Source organism: Neisseria wadsworthii 9715, from assembly GCF_000227765.1.
Taxonomy (GTDB): Bacteria; Pseudomonadota; Gammaproteobacteria; order Burkholderiales; family Neisseriaceae; genus Neisseria; species Neisseria wadsworthii.
The window spans coordinates 1,010,394-1,032,694 of sequence record NZ_JH165159.1 but is presented as its reverse complement, the minus strand read 5'-3'; the positions used below and the strand labels follow the sequence as shown (position 1 = coordinate 1,032,694).

Here is a 22,301-nt window from a genome sequence, read left to right as displayed (position 1 = left end):
ACTTCATTTATATCTATAAAATTGATATAAATCCTTAAATATCAAAGCACTTGCAGCTCTTTACATAACTATCTACAATGCTCTCATGAAGACAATAACATCACAAACCGCTAATCAAATGATGGAGCATGCCGAGCGCGCATCTTCCTTATTGAAATTGATTTCCCATCCGCACAGATTGATGATTTTGTGTCTGTTGGCGCAAAGTGAGCGTAATGTTACCGAAATCGTGAATATTATCGGCATCAATCAAACCGCCGTATCCAATCATTTAGCCAAACTACGCGCAAAAGGTGTGGTTGACTACACCCGCTACCATAGGATTCTGCAATACCGCATCACCTCTCCGGAAATCTTCAACCTGCTTGAAGCCATGTGCCAAGTTTATTGCGCAACTGATCGGGAAGCTAAACAATAGCATTGCCTTTTGCACCGAATCATTACTGATATCTGCTGAATACAGCAAAGTAATGGTTCGGTGCTTTGTGTTTTTTGCTACAATCCCATTTTCTTTATCCATCCAATCCGTTCGCTATGAAAATCGCCACTTGGAACGTCAACTCCCTAAAAGTCCGCCTGCCACAAGTGCAGGAATGGCTGCAACAACACCAGCCCGATGTGTTGGTTCTGCAGGAGCTCAAGCTAGATCACGACCAATTTCCCGCTGCTGTTTTTCAAATGCAGGGTTATCAAGTTGTTTGGAGCGGGCAAAAAACCTATAACGGGGTGGCCATTATCAGCAAACACGATATTGCCGAAGTCTGCACCCACCTGCCTTTACTGCCTGATGATCCTCAAAAGCGCGTGATAGCCGCCACTATTAACGGCGTACGCGTCATTGACGTTTACTGTGTCAACGGAGAAGCGCTCGACAGCCCGAAATTCGAATATAAGCGCGAATGGTTCTCTGCTTTAAATGCCTTTGTAAAAGAGGAACTTGCCTGTCATGAAAAGCTGGTATTGCTGGGCGACTTCAATATCGCGCCGGCAGATTTGGATTGTTATGACCCTGAAAAATGGCATGAAAAAATTCATTGCTCCAGCGCCGAACGAGCATGGTTTCAAGCTTTGCTGGATTTAGGTTTGCACGACAGCCTGCGCCACATCCACCCCGATGCCGTGATGTACACTTGGTGGGATTACCGCGGCGCCATGTTCCGCCGCAAGCAAGGTTTGCGCATCGACCATATTTTAGTCAGCAGCCTTATGCGAGATGCTTTGCACAACGTTTCGGTCGATACGGAAGCCCGCGGCTGGGAACGGCCGAGCGACCACGCGCCAGTATTGGCAGAATTTAATTAAACATCCATAACAAGAATGCCTGTCTGAAAAGTTTTCAGACAGGCATTTTTCAGGCTCAATTATTTGATTAAACAATCACTTCTTAACCCACCAAGTTTCCAAAGCCCATGTCGTTGCATCGTAATACTTAGGCAGCTTATCCGGCATGGCAAGCGTGTTGCGGTAAATCACACGTTTTTTAGCCGAATACCAGTTCGGCACCACTAAATATTGCCAACGCAACACCCGGTCGAGCGCACGGGCGCTCGCCACCAAATCCGCGCGGCTTGTGAAGCTGCTGAAGCGTTTGAGCAGCGCTTCCACCGCCTCATCGCACAAACCGGCATAGTTGCGCTCTCCCGGTGTTTTCGCGGCTTGGCAGCTGTGATATGAAAACTGCTCGTTGCCCGGGCTTTCGCTGTTGGCATAAGTGGTCATGATAATGTCGTAATCAAAATTTTTGATCCTGCGCTGGTAAAGCGCCGTATCCGCCAGTCGTATATTGAGCGTGATGCCGATTTTGGCTAAATCCCGCTGCCATTTCACTGCGGTTTTTTCGAATGATTTATGGCTGGCCAGATATTCTATCTGCACAGGCTTGCCGTCTTTGCCGACCAATAAGCCGTTTCGGTAACTGTAACCTGCAGCCAGCAACAGAGCTCTTGCTTGCAGTAAATTCGGGCGGATGCCTGTCTGAATATCGATTTTCGGCGGCTGCGGCACATTGTGTTTGAACACCGCTTCGGGCAGTTTGCCACTCAATGGCTTCAGAATTTCCAGCTCCGCGCTTTCCGGCTTGCCGGTTGCCGCCATTTCGCTGTTGGTAAAAAAGCTGTTGCTGCGGGTATAAGTGCCGTAAAACAGGCGCTGATTAATACTTTCGAAATCAAAGCTCAACACCAGCGCGCGCCGCACGCGGATGTCTTTGAAAAAACCGCGCCGCTGGTTCATCACAAAAGCCTGCATACCTGCAGTGTTGCTGTGCGGCCATTCGCGTTTTTCCAAAGCGCGTTTTTGCAATATCGTATCCGGATAGGCTCTCGCCCAGTTTCTCGCCGTATATTCTTCCGTAAAATCATAGCGTCCGCCCTTGATGCCCTCTATGCGTACAGCATTGTCGCGGTAATAGAGAAAACGCACGGTATCAAAGTTGAACATCCCTTTGCGTGCCGGCAGATTCTGCGCCCAATATCCTTTATCGCGTTTAAACTCAATGCTGCGCCCGCTCTCGCTTTTGCCCAGCCTGTAAGGGCCGGAACCGATGGGCGGCGTATTCGGTGCAGCAGCCAAACCTTTCGGATAGCTTTTGTGGGAAAACACGGGCAATTGGCCGAGCGTGAGGTGCAACTCGGCATTGCGCTGCTTGAACCGGAAGCGTACGGTGCGCGCATCCAATTCGTCCACTCCGGCAACGTCCGGCCAGTATAAGCGGTACATCGGTTGCGCCGCTTCATCTTTGGTCAGCAGCTCGAAAGAAGCTTTCACATCCTTTGCCAGCACCGGATCACCATTATGGAAGCGCGCTTTAGGATTAATTTTGAATATAACGGAAAGCCCGTCCGGCGCGAGTTCCGCCGATTCAGCCAAAAGACCGTACATCGCAAAAGGCTCATCCTGCCCCTGCACCATTAATTGATCGACAGTAAGCATGCTGATACCGGATGCCGCATCACCTTTCATCGTAAACGGATTCAACGTATCAAAGCTACCCAATGCGGGCAAAACCAATGTTCCGCCCTTGGGCGCATTAGGATTCACATAACTAAAATGTTTGAAATCGGGCGGATAAAGCAAAGGCGCGCCCAAGCTGAAACCGTGTGCGGCATAAAGCGGGAACGAAAACAAGTATAAAGCGGCGGCAAAGAGTTTCTTCATAATCAAAACATCAGGTTTTCCATAGCAGGCATTGTAACCTGAAACCGCCGGCATCAATAAAGCATATATCTTTGCAGGGATTTTCCAAAGTCCGCTATAATGCCCCTTAAAATCGCGACTGTGAAACAAACTAAGGAAAAAACATGGGTTTCTTACAAGGTAAAAAAATTCTCATCACCGGTATGATTTCCGAGCGCTCGATTGCGTACGGCATCGCCAAAGCCTGCCGCGACCAAGGTGCCGAGCTGGCGTTTACTTATGTGGTAGACAAATTGGAAGACCGTGTGCGCAAAATGGCTGCCGAACTGGGCTCAGAGCTGGTGTTCCGTTGCGACGTGCAAAGCGATGCCGAAATCGAACAGCTTTTCACCGATCTAGGCAAATCGTGGGACGGCTTGGACGGCTTGGTGCACGCCATTGCTTTCGCACCGCGCGAGTCGCTCAACGGCGATTTTCTCGACAGCATCAGCCGCGAAGCATTTAACGTGGCCCATGATGTGTCGGCATATAGCCTGCCCGCATTGGTGAAAGCCGCACACCCGATGATGAAAGGCCGCAATGCCGCCGTGGTTGCCCTCTCTTACTTAGGTGCCGTGCGTGCCATCCCGAATTACAACGTGATGGGCTTGGCCAAAGCCAGCTTGGAGGCAGCCATCCGCTTTACCGCGTCATCCGTGGGCCGCGACGGCATCCGTTGTAACGGCATTTCCGCAGGCCCTATCAAAACTTTGGCTGCTTCCGGCATTGCCGATTTCGGCAAACTGCTGAACCATGTTGCCACACAAAACCCGCTCGGCCGAAATGTAACCATTGAAGAAGTAGGCAATGCCGCGGCTTTCCTGCTGTCTGACCTTGCTTCGGGCATTACCGGCGAAATCACTTATGTTGACGGCGGATACAGCATCAATGCCTTAAGTGAAGTATAATCAACCTATTACAGCTTATTACATAAGTATTTAACAGAAAACGGCCAATGTTTATCGACATAGGCCGTAAATTTATCTGAACTTAAAATGATTTTATCTTTCTTATATATTAAGTAAAGCGAACCGCTTAACGGAAAATCAAACCTTGCATTTAATAAACGGCAGCATTTCCCGCCTTTATCATAGAATGGCGCCCTCATTTTATATCCGGTATTAAGATTTATCGCTTTTCTTTTGTAAATCCTCTTAAACTGTTTCAATCTTCACTTACTTAAAGGAACTAGAAATGTCTTTAGCACAAGATTTTAAAGCGTTTATCATGCGTGGCAATGTGGTCGATTTGGCCGTGGGTATGGTTGTGGGTACTGCGTTCAGCGGTATCGTTAAATCATTGGTAGACGATGTGATCATGCCCCCTATCGGTTTATTGATCGGCGGCGTTGACTTTTCAGACCTGTTTATTACATTAAAAGACGGTGCAAACGCTCCGGCTGACGGCTATGCTTCTTTGGCTGCCGCGCAAGCCGCCGGTGCCGTTACCCTGAACGTCGGCACATTCCTAAACACCGTTATCAGCTTCCTAATCATCTCAGCCGCTATCTTCATGGTTATCCGCGCCCTAAGCAAATTGCAAAGACAAGCGCCCGTTGAAGAAGCACCTGCCGCGCCTTCCGAAGAAGTGTTGCTGTTGCGCGAAATCCGCGACTCTTTGAAAAAATAATGTCTGATCCGGCATTCAAATAATCAAATGCCTGTCTGAAAATATTTCAGACAGGCATTGTGTTATCCAAACATGTTTATTGCAAACGATGCTGCTCTTCCTGCACAGCAGCCACATCCGCATCAAACAGTAAATTAATATCCGCTTCATCAAACACATATTTCTCATTGCAGAAATCGCAATCGATTTCCACACTGCCCTGCTCAGCCACGATCTGCCCCACTTCCTGCCCGCCGAGCAACAGCAGCATATCGCTTACCTTGCCGCGCGAACATGTGCAGGCAAATTCAAGCGAGTCCGGCGCAAACATGCGCGGCGGCGTTTCGTGAAACAAACGGTAAAGTACATGCTGCACATCCAAGTCCAACAATTCCTGCGGCGTAACCGTATCGGCAATCGTGGTCAAATGTGCCCAGGCATCTTGATCCTGCTCTTGTTCCGGCAAACGCTGGAGCAATAAACCACCCACACTCTCTTCATTTGCAGCAAGCGTGATGTGCGTATCCAGCTGTTCGGAACGGCGCATATAAGCCATAAGCATTTCCGCAATGCTTCCGCCTTCCAAAGGTACCACGCCTTGCCAGGGTTCACCGTCTTTCGGCTGAAGCGTAATCACAAACACGCCCTGATCGCCCAGCAAACCGCTCAAAGTTTCGTCTTCTCCGATTTCGGCCGACTCGTCCCAACGCGCGGTTGCGCGGCAGGTTTGGTCGGAAGTTGCCTCCACTACCAACATTTTCAATCTTCCCTGACCTTGGACCTGCAAAATCAGCGTACCTGCCGTTTTCAAATCAGCCGAAAGCAACACGCCGGCCGCCAACAGCTCGCCCAGCGCGCGGCGGATAGCTTCGGGGTAAGTTTTGCGCCCGACAATATGCTGCCAAACTTCCTGCAGGCGCACATGCAAACCGCGTACCAGCATATTGTCGAAAATGAAACGGTTGCGGCTGTTGTCCGGCGACACAGCGGTCAGATTATTAGAAGTCATAATGTTCTTTCTGCATCAAATTTATTAACCGCTATATGGTTACAGAAATGTTAAAATCAAGCCCATCCATGCCTGTCTGAAAATTTTCAGACAGGCATGGATGGGCTCTACAAGCTTCACCGTTAATGATAGACTTAATTTCTTTTAAAGTTTACCTATAGCAAATAAACTTATTTTTGACACCAAGCAGCAAGCCGCAGACAGTACAAGTAGTACGGGACTGATTTTGTTGCTTTGCTGCTTGAGCAGCAGCTTACAAAAATCGCTCTCTTTGAGCTAAAGCACAGCAACACCGTAGCAGAAATAAAGTTTATTTGCGGTATCAACCGCAAAGGATGAACCATGTGCCAGCTCTTGGGCATGAACTGCAACACCCCCACCGACATCATTTTTTCATTTGAAGGCTTCCGCCTACGCGGCGGTCTGACCGACCACCATGCAGACGGCTTCGGCATCGGCTTTTTCGAGCAAAAAGGCATACGCCTGTTTCACGACGACAAACCCAGCGCCAACTCACCCGTTGCAGATTTAGTCAACACCTATCAGATTAAATCCGAAAACGTTATCGCCCATATCCGCAAAGCCACACAAGGCAGGACTTCGCTGGCCAACACACACCCGTTTGTGCGCGAAATGTGGGGCGAATATTGGCTCTTTGCACACAACGGCAACCTAATGAATTTCAAACCCTCACAAGGCCAATACTACCGCCCCGTCGGCACAACCGATTCAGAAGCCGCTTTCTGCTATATCTTGGAAGAATTACGCCGGCGTTTCGATGAAAAACCTGACCTCAAAACTTTAGCCGAAGCCATACAGGAGCTGGCCGCACGCATCCGCAGCCACGGCCTGTTCAACTTCATCATGTCAAACGGCGACATCATGTTTGCCCACGCCAGCACCCTGCTCTACTACATCATCCGCAAAGCCCCTTTCGGAGAGGCCCGTTTGCTGGATGACGATGTGGCCGTCGATTTCGCATCCGTTACCACGCCAAACGACAAAGTTGCCGTTATTGCAACCCTGCCGCTCACGCAAAACGAAACCTGGCAACAATTTGCCTGTGATGAATTAATTGTGTTTCAACAAGGGGACATCGCTCTGCACAACAGACCGGAAAAACCGCGCTACCTTTCCCAAGAAGAAGGTTTGGCAATCGCCCGCGCCGCCGGTGTTGTCGCATAAACACACACTCCGCCAAACACCTTCTACGCACCGAAAACTAATAAAAACACAATAAAACCGTGCCTTTAACACATGGATGCCTGTCTGAAAACATCAGCCGAGGGCATATATTGTCGGCAGGTAAATTTTCAGCCATTCCCAGTTTTTGCTATACTTCGGAACAATCAAAATTATTTCCAACATAAACATAACGGATAACAAATATGAAGAAAACAGCTTTCCTGGCTCTGGCGGCCGCCATCTCATTAAGTGCCTGCAACGAGCAGCCCGAAACATCCGTTTCCCCCGAAGCCGCCTCTTCTGCCGCTTCCGCCATCAACGAAGCCGCTTCCATACCTCAAAGCGCCGTGCAAACCTTAACCAGTAAAGACGGCAAGCTCAGCATCGTTATTGAAAACAGCAGTTTTACAGACATTTCCAAAGAAGCCGTTCCTCTTCCACCCGGCGTTAACGCGGCCGACTTAACCATGATGCAGCAAGACGACGCGCAAAATATCACTCTTTACACCACCAACCTGGGCAAGCCGAAAAAGCCGGCAAACGAATACTTTGCCAACCTGAAAAAACACATTGAAGCAGATCCAAGCCTTAAAGACGTCAAAACCGGCATAGCCACTGAAAACCGCATGGATTACCACTATTCACAAACCAGCGGCGACGAAACCTTAAATGAAACCTGCGTGGCCGTTTACTCGACAGAAGGTCTTTACAATATTTGTGCATACAGCCCAAGCGCAACCACACAGCAATTAGACAGCGTATTGAAAAATATCAAACTTAATCATTGATTAAATAGGTTGAAACCTTTTCAAAACCCGCCAAATGTGTCGCTGTGCAGCGAATACAAACGAAACATAAATAATGTGCAGGCAAACGGCGGTTTTAGAAAAGCTTCAAATGCCTGTCTGAAAAAAATAGTTATACAAAAACCCAAGGCGTATTTTACAATGCGCCTTTATTTTTATACTCAACTATCATAATGTTCAACGATACAGACATCCGCCTGATGCAAACCGCCCTAACCCTCGCGTGGGAAGGCCGCTTTTCCACCAGCCCCAATCCGCGGGTTGGCTGCGTCATCGCACATGGCGATCAAATCGTCGGACAAGGTTTCCACATCCGTGCAGGCAGCCCGCACGCCGAAGTATATGCCTTGCAACAAGCCGGGAAGCTAGCCCAAGGAGCCACTGCATACGTTACCCTAGAACCATGCAGCCATCACGGCCGCACACCACCTTGCGCAGAAGCTCTGATCAAAGCCAAAGTAAAACGCGTAGTCGCCGCCATGACCGATCCCAATCCTCTGGTTTCCGGCAAAGGTTTAACCCTGCTCACACAATCCGGCATCCAAACGGAAAGCGGCCTTTTAGAACAAAAAGCCCGCTTGTTAAACCGCGGTTTCTTATCCCGTATCGAGCGCGGCAGACCATTTATTCGTCTTAAATGCGCCGCCAGCCTAGACGGCAAAACCGCTTTGAGCAACGGCCAAAGTCAATGGATAACCGGCGAAGCCGCGCGTTCGGATGTGCAAATTCTTCGCGCCGAAAGCTGTGCCGTACTTACCGGCATCGGCACAGTTCTGGCAGACAACCCTAAACTGAATGTGCGCACCTTCCCTACTTTGCGCCAACCCATCCGCATTATCCTCGATAGCCGCTTGCAAACACCGCTCGATTCTTTTGTTATCCAAGACAGCAACAGCCTTTCCATTATCTGCACTTTGGTTTCCGACACTCAAAAACATGCTCCCTATCTTAAGCATCCGAATACTTCCATCTTATGCCTGTCTGAAAAAGACGGCCGCATAAATTTGAATGAGCTTATGCAGCAATTAGCACAACAAGGTATCGGAGAAATTCTGGTAGAAGCCGGCGCAAAATTAAATACTGCCTTGATAGAAGCCGGTTTGGTTGATGAAATTGTGTTGTACCAATCTGCTAAAATGTTGGGCAACAGCGCAAAAGGATTATTTTTATTGCCGGAAAACAACAGAATCTTAAGCGAAACTCCCGATTTTTTTCCATCATCTGCAGACATTCTGGGAAATGACATCAAAATAACCCTATATAACAAAAAGTTTTCTTAAAAACAGATAGTTATATCGCTTATCACATTTCATGCTTTTTTGCGATTCTTTTAACAAAAATTAATCCAACGACCCTACAATCACAAGAGGATAAAATTATTATGTCGTTAAGTTAGGCACAAAATAATCAACCATTCCAACTATTTTATTTTCAAATTCAGGTTAAACAATTATGCAAAAAAACACCGTATTCGTCACAGGCGGCGCAGGCTTTATCGGTTCCGCCGTAATCCGCCACTTAATCAACAACACCGACGTAACGGTGGTAAACATCGACAAACTCACTTATGCCGGTAACCTGCATTCTTTAGACAGCATTGCCGACAGCCCCCGTTATATTTTTTCCCAAACCGATATTTGCGACCGTGAAGCAATCGACAAACTATTTGAGCAATACCAACCTTGTGGCATTATGCACTTAGCCGCAGAAAGCCATGTAGACCGCTCCATCGACGGCCCGGCCGCTTTTATCGAAACCAACATCGTCGGCACCTATACCTTGCTTGAAGCGGCCCGCCAATACTGGAACACTCTTTCGGAAGAAGACAAAGTAGTTTTCCGCTTTCACCATATTTCCACCGACGAAGTGTACGGCGATCTGCACGGCACAGACGATTTGTTCACAGAAACCACGCCTTACGCACCGAGCAGCCCTTACTCGGCAAGTAAAGCATCCAGCGACCACTTGGTACGCGCGTGGAACCGAACCTACGGCCTGCCTGTTGTCTTGACCAACTGCTCAAACAACTACGGCCCGTTCCACTTCCCGGAAAAACTGATTCCGTTAATGATTCTGAACTGTCTGGCCGGCAAACCTTTACCTGTTTACGGCGAAGGCAATCAAATCCGCGACTGGCTGTTTGTAGAAGACCACGCGCGCGCGCTGTGGAAAGTATTTACCGAAGCAAAAGTTGCAGAAACATACAATATCGGCGGACACAACGAACGCAAAAATATCGATGTCGTTAAAACCATTTGCGATATCTTAGATGAATTGCGCCCCACTGCCCAAAACCCGAACACACCCAACATCACATCATATCAAGAACTCATCACCCACGTTACCGACCGCCCGGGTCACGACCACCGCTATGCCATCGATGCTGCGAAAATCGGTCGTGATTTAGGCTGGAAGCCACAAGAAACCTTCGAAACCGGTATCCGCAAAACCATAGAATGGTATCTGAATAATCAGGCATGGTGGCAAGCCGTATTGGACGGCAACTACCAAGGCGAACGTTTGGGCTTAAAAAACTAAAACAACTGGAGAAATCTATGAAAGGTATCGTCTTAGCCGGCGGCTCAGGAACTCGTCTTTACCCAATCACCCGAGGCGTTTCGAAACAATTGCTGCCAATTTATGACAAGCCAATGGTGTATTACCCGATTTCCGTGCTGATGCTGGCCGGAATTCGCGATATATTGATTATTTCAACACCTGAAGACATGTCGGGTTATCAACGCCTTTTAGGTGACGGTTCCGATTTCGGCATCAATATCAGCTACGCCATCCAGCCCAGCCCTGACGGCTTGGCACAGGCTTTCCTGATTGGTGACGAATTCATCGGCGACGACAGCGCCTGTCTGATTTTGGGCGACAACATCTACTTCGGCGAAAGCTTTGGCCGCAAACTGGAGTTGGCTGCTTCCCGCCCCAAAGGCGCGACTGTATTCGGCTATCAGGTGGCCGACCCCGAACGTTTTGGCGTAGTGGAATTCGATAAAGACAACAAAGTATTGTCTATCGTTGAAAAGCCCGAAAAGCCGAAATCCAACTATGCCGTCACCGGTCTGTATTTCTACGACAACAGCGTTGTTGAAAAAGCAAAACGTGTCAAACCGTCTGCACGCGGCGAATTGGAAATTACCAGCATCAACCAGATGTATTTGGAAGAAGGCACATTGAATGTGGAATTATTAGGCCGCGGGTTCGCTTGGTTGGATACCGGCACACACGACAGCCTGATGGAAGCCGGTCATTTCGTTCAAACCATCGAAAGCCGCCAAGGCTTGAAAGTGGCCTGCTTGGAAGAAATCGCTTTCAACAAAGGCTGGCTAAACAAAGAAGAGTTGGCTGAAAAAATCAAACCTCTCTCCAAAACAGGTTACGGCCAATACCTGCAACGCCTGTTAGACACCTCAAAATAAAAGTTTTTCAGACAGGCATTGTAAGAAGCATTCATACAAATGCCTGTCTGAAAATATGGAATACACAATGCAAGTTATCGACACAAAAATCAAAGACGTCAAAATCATTCAGCCCAAAGTGTTCGGCGACGAACGTGGCTTTTTCCTAGAAACTTTCGAGAAAAACCGTTATCGCGAAATGCTCGGCATTGATTTAGATTTCGTACAAGACAATCACTCACGCTCACAAAAAGGCGTATTACGTGGAATGCACGTTCAAACCGTTAACCCGCAAGGCAAGCTGGTACGTTGTGTGCGCGGCGAAGTATTTGATGTTGCGGTAGACATCCGCCCCGACTCACCCACTTACGGCCAATGGGAAGGTGTGATTTTAAGCGAGGAAAACAAAACCCAATTCTGGATCCCGCCCGGTTTGGCTCACGGGTTTGTCGTACTGAGCGATATTGCTGATTTCGAATACAAATGTACCGATTATTACAATCCGCAAGCTGAAGCCAGTTTGATGTGGAACGACCCGACTGTCGGCATCAAATGGCCAATTGACAACCCTTTATTGTCAGCCAAAGACCAGCAAGGCAAGTCCTTGCAGGAGCTGCGTGAATTATACGCATAATGGTTTTAAACAGCACAAAACACTGATGTCTGTCTGAAAACTTAAAAACAAGGCATCACAAAAAATTTCACTATCTTCAACTTTAGAGATTACTAAAATTATGATGACACCAGAACAAATCAATTTGGCCATTATCGGTTTGGGCTATGTAGGCCTGCCTCTTGCCGTAGAGTTCGGCAAACAGCGTTCGGTTGTAGGCTTCGATATCAACCACGCACGCATCGAAGCCTTAAAACAAGGCCACGACGCAACATTAGAAGTAGACGATGAAGAACTGGCTAGCGCAAAACATCTAACCTACTCTGCCGATTTGGAAGATTTAAAAAAGTGCAATGTGTTTATCGTAACCGTGCCTACACCTATCGATGAGCACAACCAACCCGATCTTACCCCTCTGGTAAAAGCCTCTGAAACCATTGGTAAAGTGCTGAAAAAAGGCGATATCGTTATTTACGAATCCACTGTTTATCCCGGCGCAACCGAAGAAGACTGCGTGCCTGTTCTAGAAAAATTCTCAGGCTTAAAATTCAACCAAGATTTTTACGCCGGCTACAGCCCCGAGCGCATCAATCCTGGTGACAAAGAGCACCGTGTCAGCACCATCAAAAAAATCACTTCCGGCTCAACGCCTGAAATTGCCGATGTTGTCGATGCACTCTACAACGAAATCATTGTTGTCGGCACCCACAAAGCTTCCAGCATCAAAGTAGCGGAAGCGGCCAAAGTGATTGAAAATACCCAACGCGACCTAAATATCGCCCTGATTAACGAATTAGCCGTTATTTTCAATAAAATGGGCATTGACACAGAAGCCGTATTGAAAGCAGCGGGCACAAAATGGAACTTCCTGCCGTTCCGCCCGGGCTTGGTTGGCGGCCACTGTATCGGCGTTGACCCTTACTACCTTACCCATAAAGCACAAAGTATCGGTCACCATCCAGAAATCATTCTAGCCGGTCGCCGCTTAAACGACAACATGGCAAGTTATGTTGCTTCACAATTGGTAAAAGCCTTGTTGAAAAAACGCGTACAGGTAGAAGGCGCAAAAATTTTGCTGATGGGTTTGACTTTCAAAGAAAACTGCCCGGATTTACGCAACACCAAAGTTGTCGACATCATCAAAGAACTTAAAGAATACAACATCACTGTTGACGTTTACGATCCATGGATTGACCATGGCGAAGCTCAACACGAATATGGCATCACGCCTATTTCTACTTTGGAAGAAGGCAAATATGACGGAATCATTCTGGCAGTAGCACATAAACAATTTAAAGAAATGGGTATCGATGCCATCCGTAAACTAGCGAAAAAAGAACACGTTATTTACGACTTAAAATACCTGTTTACCGCAGAAGAAACTGATTTGCGTCTATAAGTCCTTACACGTACGGAATATCCACATAATGAATAAGTATGAACATATCCAACAGGAGCTGAAGCAATCACCGAAAAAATGGCTGGTCACAGGCGTGGCCGGCTTTATCGGTTCCAACCTGCTTGAGACTCTGTTAACGCTAGATCAAACCGTAGTCGGCTTGGATAATTTTGCTACAGGTCACCAACATAACTTAGATGAAGTGCAACGTACCGTTACTCCCGAACAATGGTCACGTTTTACTTTCATTGAAGGCGACATCCGCAACTTGGAAACCTGCCATCAAGCTTGCAACGGCGTAGATTATGTATTGCATGAAGCCGCTTTAGGCTCTGTGCCGCGCTCGATTAACGATCCAATCACATCAAATAGCGCCAACATCGACGGTTTTCTGAATATGCTGGTTGCTGCCCGCGATGCAAAAGTGAAAAGTTTTGTATATGCAGCCAGCAGCTCCACATACGGAGACCACCCCGGCCTGCCCAAAGTGGAACACACCATCGGCAAACCTTTGTCCCCCTATGCTGTAACCAAATACGTAAACGAGCTTTATGCTGATGTATTTGCCCGGACCTATGGCTTCACATGCATCGGTTTGCGCTACTTCAACGTGTTCGGCAAACGCCAAGATCCAAATGGTGCTTATGCGGCCGTGATTCCAAAATGGACTTCGGCGATGATTAAAAACGAAGACCTGTTTATCAACGGTGATGGCGAAACCAGCCGCGACTTCTGCTTTATCGAAAATACGGTACAGGCCAATATTTTGGCGGCCACAACCGACAATACAGAGGCACGTAACCAGGTATACAACGTAGCCGTTGGCGGCCGAACAACATTGAACCAACTGTTTAACTATATCCGCAACAGCTTAGCCGATAACGATATCCAATACACGAAAGACGCCATCTATCGCGACTTCCGTGCAGGGGACGTGCGCCATTCTCAAGCCGATATCGGAAAAGCACAAAGCCTGCTTGGTTATGACCCGCAGTTTACGATTGAGCAAGGCATTCAAAAAGCCATGCCTTGGTATAAAGGCTTTTTAAAATAAAATGTAGCTGAGCAGCCTTGCCCAATATTTTCAGACAGGCCTTCACGCCTTAAAGGCCTGTCTGAAAATAACCCTCAGTATGGTTTATACAATAATCAAATTAAAACTACTTTACGGCTATGCGCCCTGGTTCACATATAATTTATAAAATCCATCAAGTAAATCTGAAAAATAATATTTTAAAAATTTAATTATTTAGTTCAAATCTTCATTATCAAATACAGTAATACCTTAAATCAGGCTGATAATTGATAAATTCCATGACAAGTAACCTGATTTAAATTAAAAGAGAGCACACCTTGAAACTGTCGCATATTAGCTGGAATATGGCCGGTCTGGCGCTTCCCCTACTCATCGCCCTGGTTTCCATTCCTAAATTGATAGCCAACATCGGCAATGAACGTTTTGGCCTGCTGGCTCTAGCATGGGCAATGATGACTTACGCCGGCGTCCTTGACTTAGGCATTGGCCGCGCATTGACGCAAATGGTTTCCAAACTACGCGGGCAGAAAAAACCTGATCAAATCCCCGTTGTATTGACCACTGCGTCCCGTATTACCATGACTGCAGGCTTGGTAGGCAGCTTAGGCATTGTCCTTTTTGCGTTATTCGGTTGCAGCGGATTGATAAAAACCGAACATATCCCTCAGTCCGAAATCCGTAATGCCGTCTTACTTTTGGCAATTGCTTTACCAACACAGGCCATGAGCGCGACCTACCGCGGTATGAATGAAGCCTATATGAACTTCAAAGGCATCAGTATTCTGCGCGTACTGCTCGGCACCATTAACTTTGCCGGCCCTTTGATCATTTCCTACTTCACACAAGACTTGGCCTGGATTATCGCCAGTTTGGTTATCAGCCGTGTTGTATCGCTACTGTTTTTCCGCCATTTAGCATTCTCATGCATGACAAAAAACGAACCGAATTACAATCCCAACCAGTTGGTTTACTCATCCCAAGTTGCCAAAACACTGTTTTCTTTCGGCGGCTGGGTAACTGTAAGCAGCATTTTGAGCCCAATGATGGTTCAGCTAGACCGCTTCATGATTGCAGCATTGCTCTCAGCGGCCGCCGTAACAATATATGTGGTTCCTTTCGAATTGGTAGCACAAAGTTTGATTCTGGTTACTGCTATCAATTCTGTTATTTTTCCTTCTCTTTCCCGCTTAATGCAGGAACAGCCTGATAATTGGCAGAAATACTTCAAAACGTGGTTGTTCCGTGTAGGCGCTTTAATGCTAGTGATGACATCTGCTATGGCATTTTTAATGCCGTATATACTCAAATTCTGGCTTAAAGAAGAATTTCATCCGGAATCCGTTTTAGTTGGACAAATATTATGTGCGGGCGTATTTCTCAATTCTCTTTCCGCTCTGTTCTATTCCCAATTACACGCTTTTGGCAAAGCCTCGGTTACAGCCAAGTTTCACATGATAGAATTTCCAATCTATTTTGCATTTTTATACTTTGCACTACTAAAATTCGGTATTATGGGTGCAGCAATAGCTTGGTCTGCCAGAATGGCTCTAGATCTAAGCTTATTAATGATGGCTTGCAAAAAATCAATTAGCAAGCCTTCTAGAGATAGAACACTTCAGTTATGAATAATTATTTAATTTTTACTTTATTCCTAATAGGAATTATGGCACCAGCCTCAATCGGAGGTGTGATTTCTTCCACCTCCGGGGTCACTTTGTCTTTTATTAGTCTGATATTCTTATTTATCCTATTATTCAGACAAAAAAAGATAGACATGGTCAATTTATTCATAGGATTAAGTTTTGGGGTTGCCATTACGGTCTTCACCCTCTTTTCAAAATACTACACCTATAAATATGGTAATGGCTTATATTTTATTGTTTTCTTTTTCTTTATCCTAATCAATACCAACCACAATCCATTAAATTTAAAAGGCTACTTACATACCCTTACGATTGCGAATATTTTCTTCTCAACATTATCAATCGGTATTATTTTAGAAGTACCTGCGATCACCGAAATAATACGAGAATACTATTCATCATTCTATGATGATTTGATTCCAAATATGTTATTCCAATTAAAACCTGTAACCATTTTCGGTACACACTCAGTCGCGGGCTTTTACGATTTTATGTTTGTTTTATTAAACATAATGGCCTTTAAATATACACATCAAAAAAGATTCTTATTGGCTACTTTTTTGTTTTTGATATTTTTATTTTTCCTGCAGTCATCAACATCTTTGGCATTGCTACTCTTTTCATTGATTATTTTACAATCCGAGTTATACAGATACAACAAGCACTTTGCTTATGTCATATATGGTTTGGAATTACTTGCGCTCGTGGTCATATTACCCTTTGCCAGCGATCTCATCAGTTCTGCTGTTGATAAAATGTTCTCTGAGAACAATGGTTTAGGCGGAAGGTATTCAGAAGGCGGAAACTTAGCCAATAACTTGGAATACATTTTTAACAATCCTCTGCAAGGCATTGGCTTTGGCTACACCACCGAATATATGTACGGTGATTCCGGTTATCTAGAATATTCTTTGCGTAACTCAATTCTAGGTCCGATTGCAATTGTCTTTGCTTTTTGTAGATTTGTATTGCGCAACATAGACAGTAAATATGCCTACTTTTTGATTTTGATTTATCTGATTTTTGAAATAGGCTTCTCCAACCTGATTTACTGGAGAATGACACCGATTACTTTATTTGCTATTGCTTTTTTTAACCAATTGCAAAGACTTGAAGCACAAAAATCAGAACAAGTTGCTCCGATCACCCACCAAAGCAGACTTGTAACCAATTAAATATTTTGGAACCTACATCACTATGATAGATATTGTTTTTGTTAACTGGAATGCCGGTAGCCTGCTGCGTGATGCAGTTGCCAGTATTATTAAATACCATAACAATCTGGTAGGCACCGTAGCCATTGTCGACAATCATTCTTCAGATAACTCGATTGAATTGGTTGAACAATTAGGCAGCGATTTCCCTTTCAAATTAGAAATCATCAAGAATCAAACCAATAATGGCTTTGGAGCAGCGTGTAATCAAGGCGCGGCGATTTGCAACAGTAAATATATTTTGTTTCTGAATCCTGATGCACAGCTATTTGAAGACTCTCTCAGGGTTCCATATGAATATATGGAGCGTCCTGAAAACCAAAATGTCGGCATATGTGGTATTCAATTATTGGAAGAGAATAATCACGTCGCACGCAGCTGTACACGATTCCCTTCCTTTACCACTTTTACTGTAAACGCCTTAGGCCTAAACAAACTGCCTTTCAAATTCTTTAAATCCATGCATATGCATATGGGTGATTGGGATCACATGACCACAAGAGAAGTAGATCAGGTTATTGGTGCTTTCTACTTCATGCGCCGTTCTATTTTTGAACAGCTCAAAGGTTTCGACGAACGCTTCTTCGTTTACTTTGAAGATCTTGATTTGGCATACCGTACCAAGCAAGCCGGTTACAAAAGCATGTATTTAGCTGACGCGCAAGCATTTCACGCAGGAGGGGGTACATCAAGCCAAGTAAAAGCCACACGCTTGTTTTATTCTTTGCGTAGTCGGCTTATTTACAGTTTTACCCATATGTCTTTTATTAAAGCAGTCGGCATTACTGTAGTCACATTATTTATAGAACCTTTCTCCCGCTCAGTTTTAGCTTTACTTAAAGGTTCTACTGCCGATGTTAAAAACACTTGGGCAGGTTATGTCATGTTGTGGAAAGCTTTACCCGCCGTATTGAAAGGCCAGACCCGATGAAAATCCTGATGCTTACCAAATACGGTCCCAAGGGTGCGTCTTCTCGCCTGCGTACTATGCAATATGTACCTTGGCTAGAGCAAAGCGGCATCCATTGCGATGTTTTTCCTTTAATCAGCGATGAAGCTTTAACTGCAAAATACAGCAAACAATCATATAGCAACAACGAAATGTTCCAAACTTATTGGAACCGCATTCGTTTGCTCCAAGCAGCAAAAGATCAATACGATTTGATTTGGATTGAAAAAGAAGCCTTACCTTGGACACCCGCATGGTTTGAAAAACTTTTATTATCCGGCGTGCCTTATGTATTGGATTATGACGATGCACTCTTCCACAATTATGATATGCACCGTCTGCCAATCGTCCGTAAAGTATTTGGTAAGCGCTTAGATAGTTTAATGGCTTCTGCCAAACTTGTTGTGTGCGGCAATCAATATTTAGCCGATAGAGCGCATCAAGCCGGGGCGAAATGGATAGAAATTATTCCAACTGTAATCGATATCGACCGCTATTTCACCAACGACGAAAAAGTTAATCAGATACCGACTATTGTGTGGATTGGTTCGCCTTCAACCGCACAATATGTCAACGATATCGCCCGTCCTTTGTCTGATTTAGCGAAAGAAATCCCTTATAAATTACGCATCATCGGAGCCAAGCTGAATATCCCGGGGGTAAATACCGAATCTCTCGATTGGTCGGAAAATACCGAAGTACCTCTTGTTGCCGAATGTGATATCGGTATTATGCCTTTACCCGATACACCGTGGACCAATGGAAAATGCGGTTACAAACTTATTCAATACATGGCTTGCGGATTACCGGTTGTTGGTTCTGATGTAGGTGCAAATAAAAATATTGTCGAGCCCGATGCCAACGGATTTTTAGTAAATGATGATGCCGGCTGGCTGAACGCACTCAAGACTTTGTTGCAAGACCGAAATATGCGGCAACGCTATGGGGCACGCGGACGTCAAGACGCCGAAAATTTATTCTGCATTCAAAAAACAGCTCCCCGCTTATCTGAGCTGCTCCGTAAGGCAGCAACCAGTTGACTCGGCTTTTCAGACAGGCATTCAATTTACACAACAACGATAAATAATTAGGGAAATACAATGAAAAAATTTCTGATGATTGCCGGCTTTGCCGAATCTGTTTTGAATTTTCGCTGGGATTTAATCTGTGCCGTACAAGCTAAAGGTTTGGAAGTACATATCGCCGCTCCTGAAATTTTGCAAGATGTACCAACCCGTGAAAAGCTCCAAGCTCAAGGATTCATCCTGCATAACGTACCGATGCAACGCACAGGCACCAATCCACTGGAAGATTTAAAAACCTTACTCGCATTGCGCCAATTGATGCAGCAAATCAAGCCTGATTACGTTTTAGCCTACACCATCAAACCGGTTATATACGGTATGTTGGCAGCGAAATCGACAGGCGTGCCACACCGCATCGCCTTAATCACCGGCTTAGGATATGCTTTTCAAGACACCGATAACAGCGCCGCCAAAAGCTGGATCCGAAGAATCACACGCGGCTTATATAAACAAGCCTTGGCCTCTGCAGAAGTAACTTTTTTCCAAAATGACGATGACCAAAAACTATTCGCCGATTTGGGTATTACTTCTCCCGGCCAACATACCATTGTGGTGAATGGTTCCGGAGTAAACACAGAGAAATTCTCCCCTCAACCCCTGCCTGAAGGGAATGAAATCCACTTTCTACTTATCGGTCGGCTACTCAAAGACAAAGGTGTTAGGGAATATGTTGATGCTGCACGAAAGGTTAAACAAAAACATCCACATGCTGTGTTCAATATGGTTGGGTTTATTGATATTAACCCCAGTTCGGTAACACAAACAGAGCTTGATCAATGGATTAATGAAGGAACAATAAAATTTTGGGGCAAGCTAAGCGACGTACGCCCCGCTCTAAATGCCTGCCATGTTTTTGTTTTACCTTCTTACAGGGAAGGCACACCGCGTACCGTATTGGAAGCCATGGCCACTGGTCGCGCAATCATTACCACTGATGCACCCGGCTGCCGCCAGACCGTTGACGATGGCTATAATGGTTTCCTTGTTCCAGTACAATCTTCGGAAAAATTGGCAGAAGCAATGGAGCGTTTCATTACCCAGCCCGATTTAATCGAAAGCATGCGGCAGGCCTCTTTGGAAATTGTTAAAACCAAATACGATGTAAACATCATCAACGATTTTATGCTGCGGAACATGAATATCTGATTGTTTCAGACCCCTCCCATAACAATAATGCCTGTCTGAAAAATGTTTCAGACAGGCATAGATACTAAAAATAGGATCATCATGTCAGACATTATCAAACGCCTTTTCGACATCATTTGCGCTTTCTTCGGCCTTTTATTTTTGTTTCCTGTATTGTTAATCGTTGCTTTTTTCGTACGCAAAAACCTAGGTTCTCCAGTTCTTTTCCGTCAAATCAGACCAGGCAAGGATGGCAGGCCCTTTGAAATGGTTAAATTCCGCTCCATGCGCGACGCAGTAGACAAAGACGGCAACCCCCTGCCTGACGGAGAACGTCTCACCCCCTTTGGCAAAGCCCTGCGCGCCACCAGCCTAGACGAATTACCAGAATTATGGAATGTATTAAAAGGCGACATGAGCTTGGTCGGCCCCCGTCCATTGCTAATGGAATATCTGGAGCACTACGATGACGAGCAACGCCGTCGAAACGATGTACGCCCAGGAATAACCGGATGGGCTCAAGTCAATGGCCGCAATGCACTTTCATGGGAAGAAAAATTCAAATTGGATGTATGGTATGTAGATAACCGTTCATTCTGGCTTGATTTGAAAATATTATTCCTAACCGTAAAAAAAGTATTCATCAAAGAAGGTATCGAAGCAGAAGGGGAAGCCACGATGAATAAATTTACCGGCACAAAAAAAGAAGACCAATAAACATCAACTATACGGGAAACCATAAACAAAAGAAAATTGCAAACGGTTTCAAACCCTTGCAACTCTCCCAATTAAGTATCAATTAAGGAAAATACAATGTTAAACACCTCATTGGCACCATGGCCTTGCTTTACACAAGAAGAAGCAGACGCCGTTTCCCGCGTATTGTTATCAAACAAAGTCAATTACTGGACAGGTACAGAATGCCGTGAATTTGAAAAAGAATTCGCACAATGGGCAGGTACAGAATATGCCATCACACTCGGCAACGGTACTTTGGCTTTAGATGTAGCCCTGAAAGCTATGGGCATCGGCACTGGTGATGATGTTATCGTTACTTCCCGCACTTTTCTTGCTTCGGCCTCTTCTATTGTCACTGCAGGAGCAAACCCCGTATTTGCCGATGTTGACTTAAACAGCCAAAATATCACAGCAGAAACCATATCAGCCGTACTCACTCCAAGCACAAAAGCCATCATTGTCGTTCACTTGGCAGGCATGCCCGCTGAAATGGATGCCATCATGGCGCTGGCTGAAAAACATAAACTTTGGGTTATTGAAGATTGTGCACAAGCGCACGGAACCCGTTATAAAGGAAAATCAGTCGGCTCTATCGGGCATGTTGGTGCTTGGTCTTTCTGCCAAGACAAAATCATGACGACAGGTGGCGAAGGCGGTATGGTAACTACCAATGACAAAGAATTATGGTCGAAAATGTGGTCTTATAAAGATCATGGAAAAAGCTATGATGCCGTTTACAACCGCCAACACCCTCCCGGTTTCCGCTGGCTACATGAAAGCTTCGGCACAAACTGGCGGATGACAGAAATGCAAGCAGTCATAGGCAGAATCCAGCTGAAACGCATGGCAGACTGGACCGCAAAAAGACAAGCGAATGCAGCACGATTAGAAGAAGTGCTAAAACAATTCGACTTCATCAGAACTGTCGAAGTACCTGACTATATTCAACACGCCCAATATAAATATTACGCGTTTGTCAAACCCGAACGCTTATCAAAAGATTGGACGCGCGACCGTATCATAAATGAATTAAATGATGCGGGCGTTCCCTGCTATCAAGGAAGCTGCTCTGAAGTATATTTGGAAAAAGCTTTCGACAACACTCCTTGGCGCCCCAAAAAACGCTTAAAAAATGCAGTGGAATTAGGAGAAACCAGCTTGATGTTCCTCGTACACCCCACAATCACAGAAGAGCAAATAGATTTTTGTTGCAAGCATTTGCACAATGTCCTTACTAAAGCTTCCTCTTAAATTTAAAACCAAACCGCCTGCCCAGGGCAGGCGGTATCAACATTTACACCAATTTAACG

The 22,301-nt window shown here is 45.6% G+C and carries 21 protein-coding genes; 19 read left to right on the top strand and 2 right to left on the bottom strand.

From position 1 onward, the window contains the following. The first annotated feature begins 85 nt into the window (after nt 1-85). Together HMPREF9370_RS04725 and xth are read left to right on the top strand one after the other, a co-directional pair. On the top strand, nt 86-418 hold the full coding sequence (locus HMPREF9370_RS04725) for an ArsR/SmtB family transcription factor (RefSeq protein ID WP_050795378.1): 333 nt from the start codon (nt 86-88) through the stop codon (nt 416-418). A 116-nt stretch (nt 419-534) separates the two neighbouring features. Continuing rightward, the gene (gene xth, locus HMPREF9370_RS04720) at nt 535-1,302 is read left to right on the top strand and encodes an exodeoxyribonuclease III (protein WP_009116207.1); all 768 of its coding nucleotides are present in this window, start codon (nt 535-537) and stop codon (nt 1,300-1,302) included. 75 nt (nt 1,303-1,377) lie between these two features. On the opposite strand, the gene HMPREF9370_RS04715 is transcribed toward xth, so the two are convergent. Next, a complete protein-coding gene (locus HMPREF9370_RS04715; RefSeq protein WP_040667461.1) occupies nt 1,378-3,156 on the bottom strand; it encodes an extracellular solute-binding protein in 1,779 nt (592 codons plus the stop codon). Nucleotides 3,157-3,299: 143 nt separating this feature from the next. Between HMPREF9370_RS04715 and fabI the strand changes: the two genes are divergently transcribed. Then, nucleotides 3,300-4,082 carry an enoyl-ACP reductase FabI gene (fabI, locus tag HMPREF9370_RS04710; RefSeq protein ID WP_009116205.1) on the top strand — a complete coding sequence of 261 codons (783 nt, stop codon included), beginning with the start codon at nt 3,300-3,302 and terminating at the stop codon, nt 4,080-4,082. Nucleotides 4,083-4,368: 286 nt separating this feature from the next. Then, entirely contained in the window at nt 4,369-4,803 is a 435-nt protein-coding gene (gene mscL, locus HMPREF9370_RS04705) for a large conductance mechanosensitive channel protein MscL (RefSeq protein ID WP_009116203.1), read from the top strand. A 76-nt stretch (nt 4,804-4,879) separates the two neighbouring features. Here mscL and hslO read toward each other — a convergent pair whose 3' ends face one another. Next, entirely contained in the window at nt 4,880-5,791 is a 912-nt protein-coding gene (gene hslO, locus HMPREF9370_RS04700) for an Hsp33 family molecular chaperone HslO (protein WP_009116202.1), read from the bottom strand. Nucleotides 5,792-6,133: 342 nt separating this feature from the next. Here hslO and HMPREF9370_RS04695 point away from each other — a divergent pair, with 342 nt between their 5' ends. The 15 genes from HMPREF9370_RS04695 (at nt 6,134) to HMPREF9370_RS04620 (ending at nt 22,242) form a co-directional block, all read left to right on the top strand. Further along, on the top strand, nt 6,134-6,976 hold the full coding sequence (locus HMPREF9370_RS04695) for a class II glutamine amidotransferase (protein ID WP_009116201.1): 843 nt from the start codon (nt 6,134-6,136) through the stop codon (nt 6,974-6,976). Nucleotides 6,977-7,179: 203 nt separating this feature from the next. After that, nucleotides 7,180-7,764, top strand: coding sequence for a hypothetical protein (locus tag HMPREF9370_RS04690; protein WP_009116200.1), 585 nt, complete (start codon nt 7,180-7,182; stop codon nt 7,762-7,764). 191 nt (nt 7,765-7,955) lie between these two features. After that, nucleotides 7,956-9,062: a bifunctional diaminohydroxyphosphoribosylaminopyrimidine deaminase/5-amino-6-(5-phosphoribosylamino)uracil reductase RibD gene (gene ribD, locus HMPREF9370_RS04685; protein ID WP_009116198.1), complete on the top strand. Its 1,107-nt coding sequence runs from the start codon at nt 7,956-7,958 to the stop codon at nt 9,060-9,062. A 172-nt stretch (nt 9,063-9,234) separates the two neighbouring features. Continuing rightward, complete coding sequence (gene rfbB, locus HMPREF9370_RS04680; protein WP_009116197.1) at nt 9,235-10,320, top strand: dTDP-glucose 4,6-dehydratase; 1,086 nt, start codon at nt 9,235-9,237, stop codon at nt 10,318-10,320. A gap of 17 nt (nt 10,321-10,337) precedes the next feature. Beyond that, nucleotides 10,338-11,210, top strand: coding sequence for a glucose-1-phosphate thymidylyltransferase RfbA (rfbA, locus tag HMPREF9370_RS04675; protein WP_009116196.1), 873 nt, complete (start codon nt 10,338-10,340; stop codon nt 11,208-11,210). Between the two features lie 67 nt (nt 11,211-11,277). Further along, nucleotides 11,278-11,823, top strand: a complete 546-nt coding sequence (rfbC, locus tag HMPREF9370_RS04670) for a dTDP-4-dehydrorhamnose 3,5-epimerase (RefSeq protein WP_040666911.1) — start codon at nt 11,278-11,280, stop codon at nt 11,821-11,823. A 100-nt stretch (nt 11,824-11,923) separates the two neighbouring features. Further along, complete coding sequence (gene tviB / locus HMPREF9370_RS04665) at nt 11,924-13,201, top strand: Vi polysaccharide biosynthesis UDP-N-acetylglucosamine C-6 dehydrogenase TviB (RefSeq protein WP_009116194.1); 1,278 nt, start codon at nt 11,924-11,926, stop codon at nt 13,199-13,201. Between the two features lie 28 nt (nt 13,202-13,229). Then, nucleotides 13,230-14,255 (top strand): NAD-dependent epimerase/dehydratase family protein, encoded by a 1,026-nt coding sequence (locus HMPREF9370_RS04660; RefSeq protein ID WP_009116193.1) that lies wholly within the window; start codon nt 13,230-13,232, stop codon nt 14,253-14,255. Nucleotides 14,256-14,554: 299 nt separating this feature from the next. Beyond that, nucleotides 14,555-15,862, top strand: a complete 1,308-nt coding sequence (locus tag HMPREF9370_RS04655) for a flippase (RefSeq protein WP_156792972.1) — start codon at nt 14,555-14,557, stop codon at nt 15,860-15,862. Then, on the top strand, nt 15,859-17,055 hold the full coding sequence (locus HMPREF9370_RS12010) for a hypothetical protein (protein ID WP_009116191.1): 1,197 nt from the start codon (nt 15,859-15,861) through the stop codon (nt 17,053-17,055). Before HMPREF9370_RS04655 ends, HMPREF9370_RS12010 begins: the two co-directional genes overlap by 4 nt. 22 nt (nt 17,056-17,077) lie before the next feature. Next, entirely contained in the window at nt 17,078-18,025 is a 948-nt protein-coding gene (locus HMPREF9370_RS04640; RefSeq protein WP_009116190.1) for a glycosyltransferase family 2 protein, read from the top strand. Continuing rightward, nucleotides 18,022-19,083: a glycosyltransferase family 4 protein gene (locus tag HMPREF9370_RS04635; protein ID WP_009116189.1), complete on the top strand. Its 1,062-nt coding sequence runs from the start codon at nt 18,022-18,024 to the stop codon at nt 19,081-19,083. The genes HMPREF9370_RS04640 and HMPREF9370_RS04635 overlap by 4 nt, the downstream gene beginning before the upstream one ends. A gap of 60 nt (nt 19,084-19,143) precedes the next feature. Then, nucleotides 19,144-20,274 (top strand): glycosyltransferase family 4 protein, encoded by a 1,131-nt coding sequence (locus HMPREF9370_RS04630; protein ID WP_009116188.1) that lies wholly within the window; start codon nt 19,144-19,146, stop codon nt 20,272-20,274. Nucleotides 20,275-20,355: 81 nt separating this feature from the next. Continuing rightward, nucleotides 20,356-20,970, top strand: coding sequence for a sugar transferase (locus tag HMPREF9370_RS04625; protein ID WP_040666903.1), 615 nt, complete (start codon nt 20,356-20,358; stop codon nt 20,968-20,970). A 96-nt stretch (nt 20,971-21,066) separates the two neighbouring features. Further along, the gene (locus HMPREF9370_RS04620) at nt 21,067-22,242 is read left to right on the top strand and encodes a DegT/DnrJ/EryC1/StrS family aminotransferase (RefSeq protein WP_009116186.1); all 1,176 of its coding nucleotides are present in this window, start codon (nt 21,067-21,069) and stop codon (nt 22,240-22,242) included. Nucleotides 22,243-22,301: the final 59 nt, after the last annotated feature.

What these genes read in the sequence shown, in the direction of transcription:
- HMPREF9370_RS04725 (WP_050795378.1), top strand. Translation starts at nt 86, where the DNA reads ATGAAGACAATAACATCACAAACCGCTAATCAAATGATGGAGCATGCC.
- xth (WP_009116207.1), top strand. Translation starts at nt 535, where the DNA reads ATGAAAATCGCCACTTGGAACGTCAACTCCCTAAAAGTCCGCCTGCCA.
- HMPREF9370_RS04715 (WP_040667461.1), bottom strand. Translation starts at nt 3,156, where the DNA reads ATGAAGAAACTCTTTGCCGCCGCTTTATACTTGTTTTCGTTCCCGCTT.
- fabI (WP_009116205.1), top strand. Translation starts at nt 3,300, where the DNA reads ATGGGTTTCTTACAAGGTAAAAAAATTCTCATCACCGGTATGATTTCC.
- mscL (WP_009116203.1), top strand. Translation starts at nt 4,369, where the DNA reads ATGTCTTTAGCACAAGATTTTAAAGCGTTTATCATGCGTGGCAATGTG.
- hslO (WP_009116202.1), bottom strand. Translation starts at nt 5,791, where the DNA reads ATGACTTCTAATAATCTGACCGCTGTGTCGCCGGACAACAGCCGCAAC.
- HMPREF9370_RS04695 (WP_009116201.1), top strand. Translation starts at nt 6,134, where the DNA reads ATGTGCCAGCTCTTGGGCATGAACTGCAACACCCCCACCGACATCATT.
- HMPREF9370_RS04690 (WP_009116200.1), top strand. Translation starts at nt 7,180, where the DNA reads ATGAAGAAAACAGCTTTCCTGGCTCTGGCGGCCGCCATCTCATTAAGT.
- ribD (WP_009116198.1), top strand. Translation starts at nt 7,956, where the DNA reads ATGTTCAACGATACAGACATCCGCCTGATGCAAACCGCCCTAACCCTC.
- rfbB (WP_009116197.1), top strand. Translation starts at nt 9,235, where the DNA reads ATGCAAAAAAACACCGTATTCGTCACAGGCGGCGCAGGCTTTATCGGT.
- rfbA (WP_009116196.1), top strand. Translation starts at nt 10,338, where the DNA reads ATGAAAGGTATCGTCTTAGCCGGCGGCTCAGGAACTCGTCTTTACCCA.
- rfbC (WP_040666911.1), top strand. Translation starts at nt 11,278, where the DNA reads ATGCAAGTTATCGACACAAAAATCAAAGACGTCAAAATCATTCAGCCC.
- tviB (WP_009116194.1), top strand. Translation starts at nt 11,924, where the DNA reads ATGATGACACCAGAACAAATCAATTTGGCCATTATCGGTTTGGGCTAT.
- HMPREF9370_RS04660 (WP_009116193.1), top strand. Translation starts at nt 13,230, where the DNA reads ATGAATAAGTATGAACATATCCAACAGGAGCTGAAGCAATCACCGAAA.
- HMPREF9370_RS12010 (WP_009116191.1), top strand. Translation starts at nt 15,859, where the DNA reads ATGAATAATTATTTAATTTTTACTTTATTCCTAATAGGAATTATGGCA.
- HMPREF9370_RS04640 (WP_009116190.1), top strand. Translation starts at nt 17,078, where the DNA reads ATGATAGATATTGTTTTTGTTAACTGGAATGCCGGTAGCCTGCTGCGT.
- HMPREF9370_RS04635 (WP_009116189.1), top strand. Translation starts at nt 18,022, where the DNA reads ATGAAAATCCTGATGCTTACCAAATACGGTCCCAAGGGTGCGTCTTCT.
- HMPREF9370_RS04630 (WP_009116188.1), top strand. Translation starts at nt 19,144, where the DNA reads ATGAAAAAATTTCTGATGATTGCCGGCTTTGCCGAATCTGTTTTGAAT.
- HMPREF9370_RS04625 (WP_040666903.1), top strand. Translation starts at nt 20,356, where the DNA reads ATGTCAGACATTATCAAACGCCTTTTCGACATCATTTGCGCTTTCTTC.
- HMPREF9370_RS04620 (WP_009116186.1), top strand. Translation starts at nt 21,067, where the DNA reads ATGTTAAACACCTCATTGGCACCATGGCCTTGCTTTACACAAGAAGAA.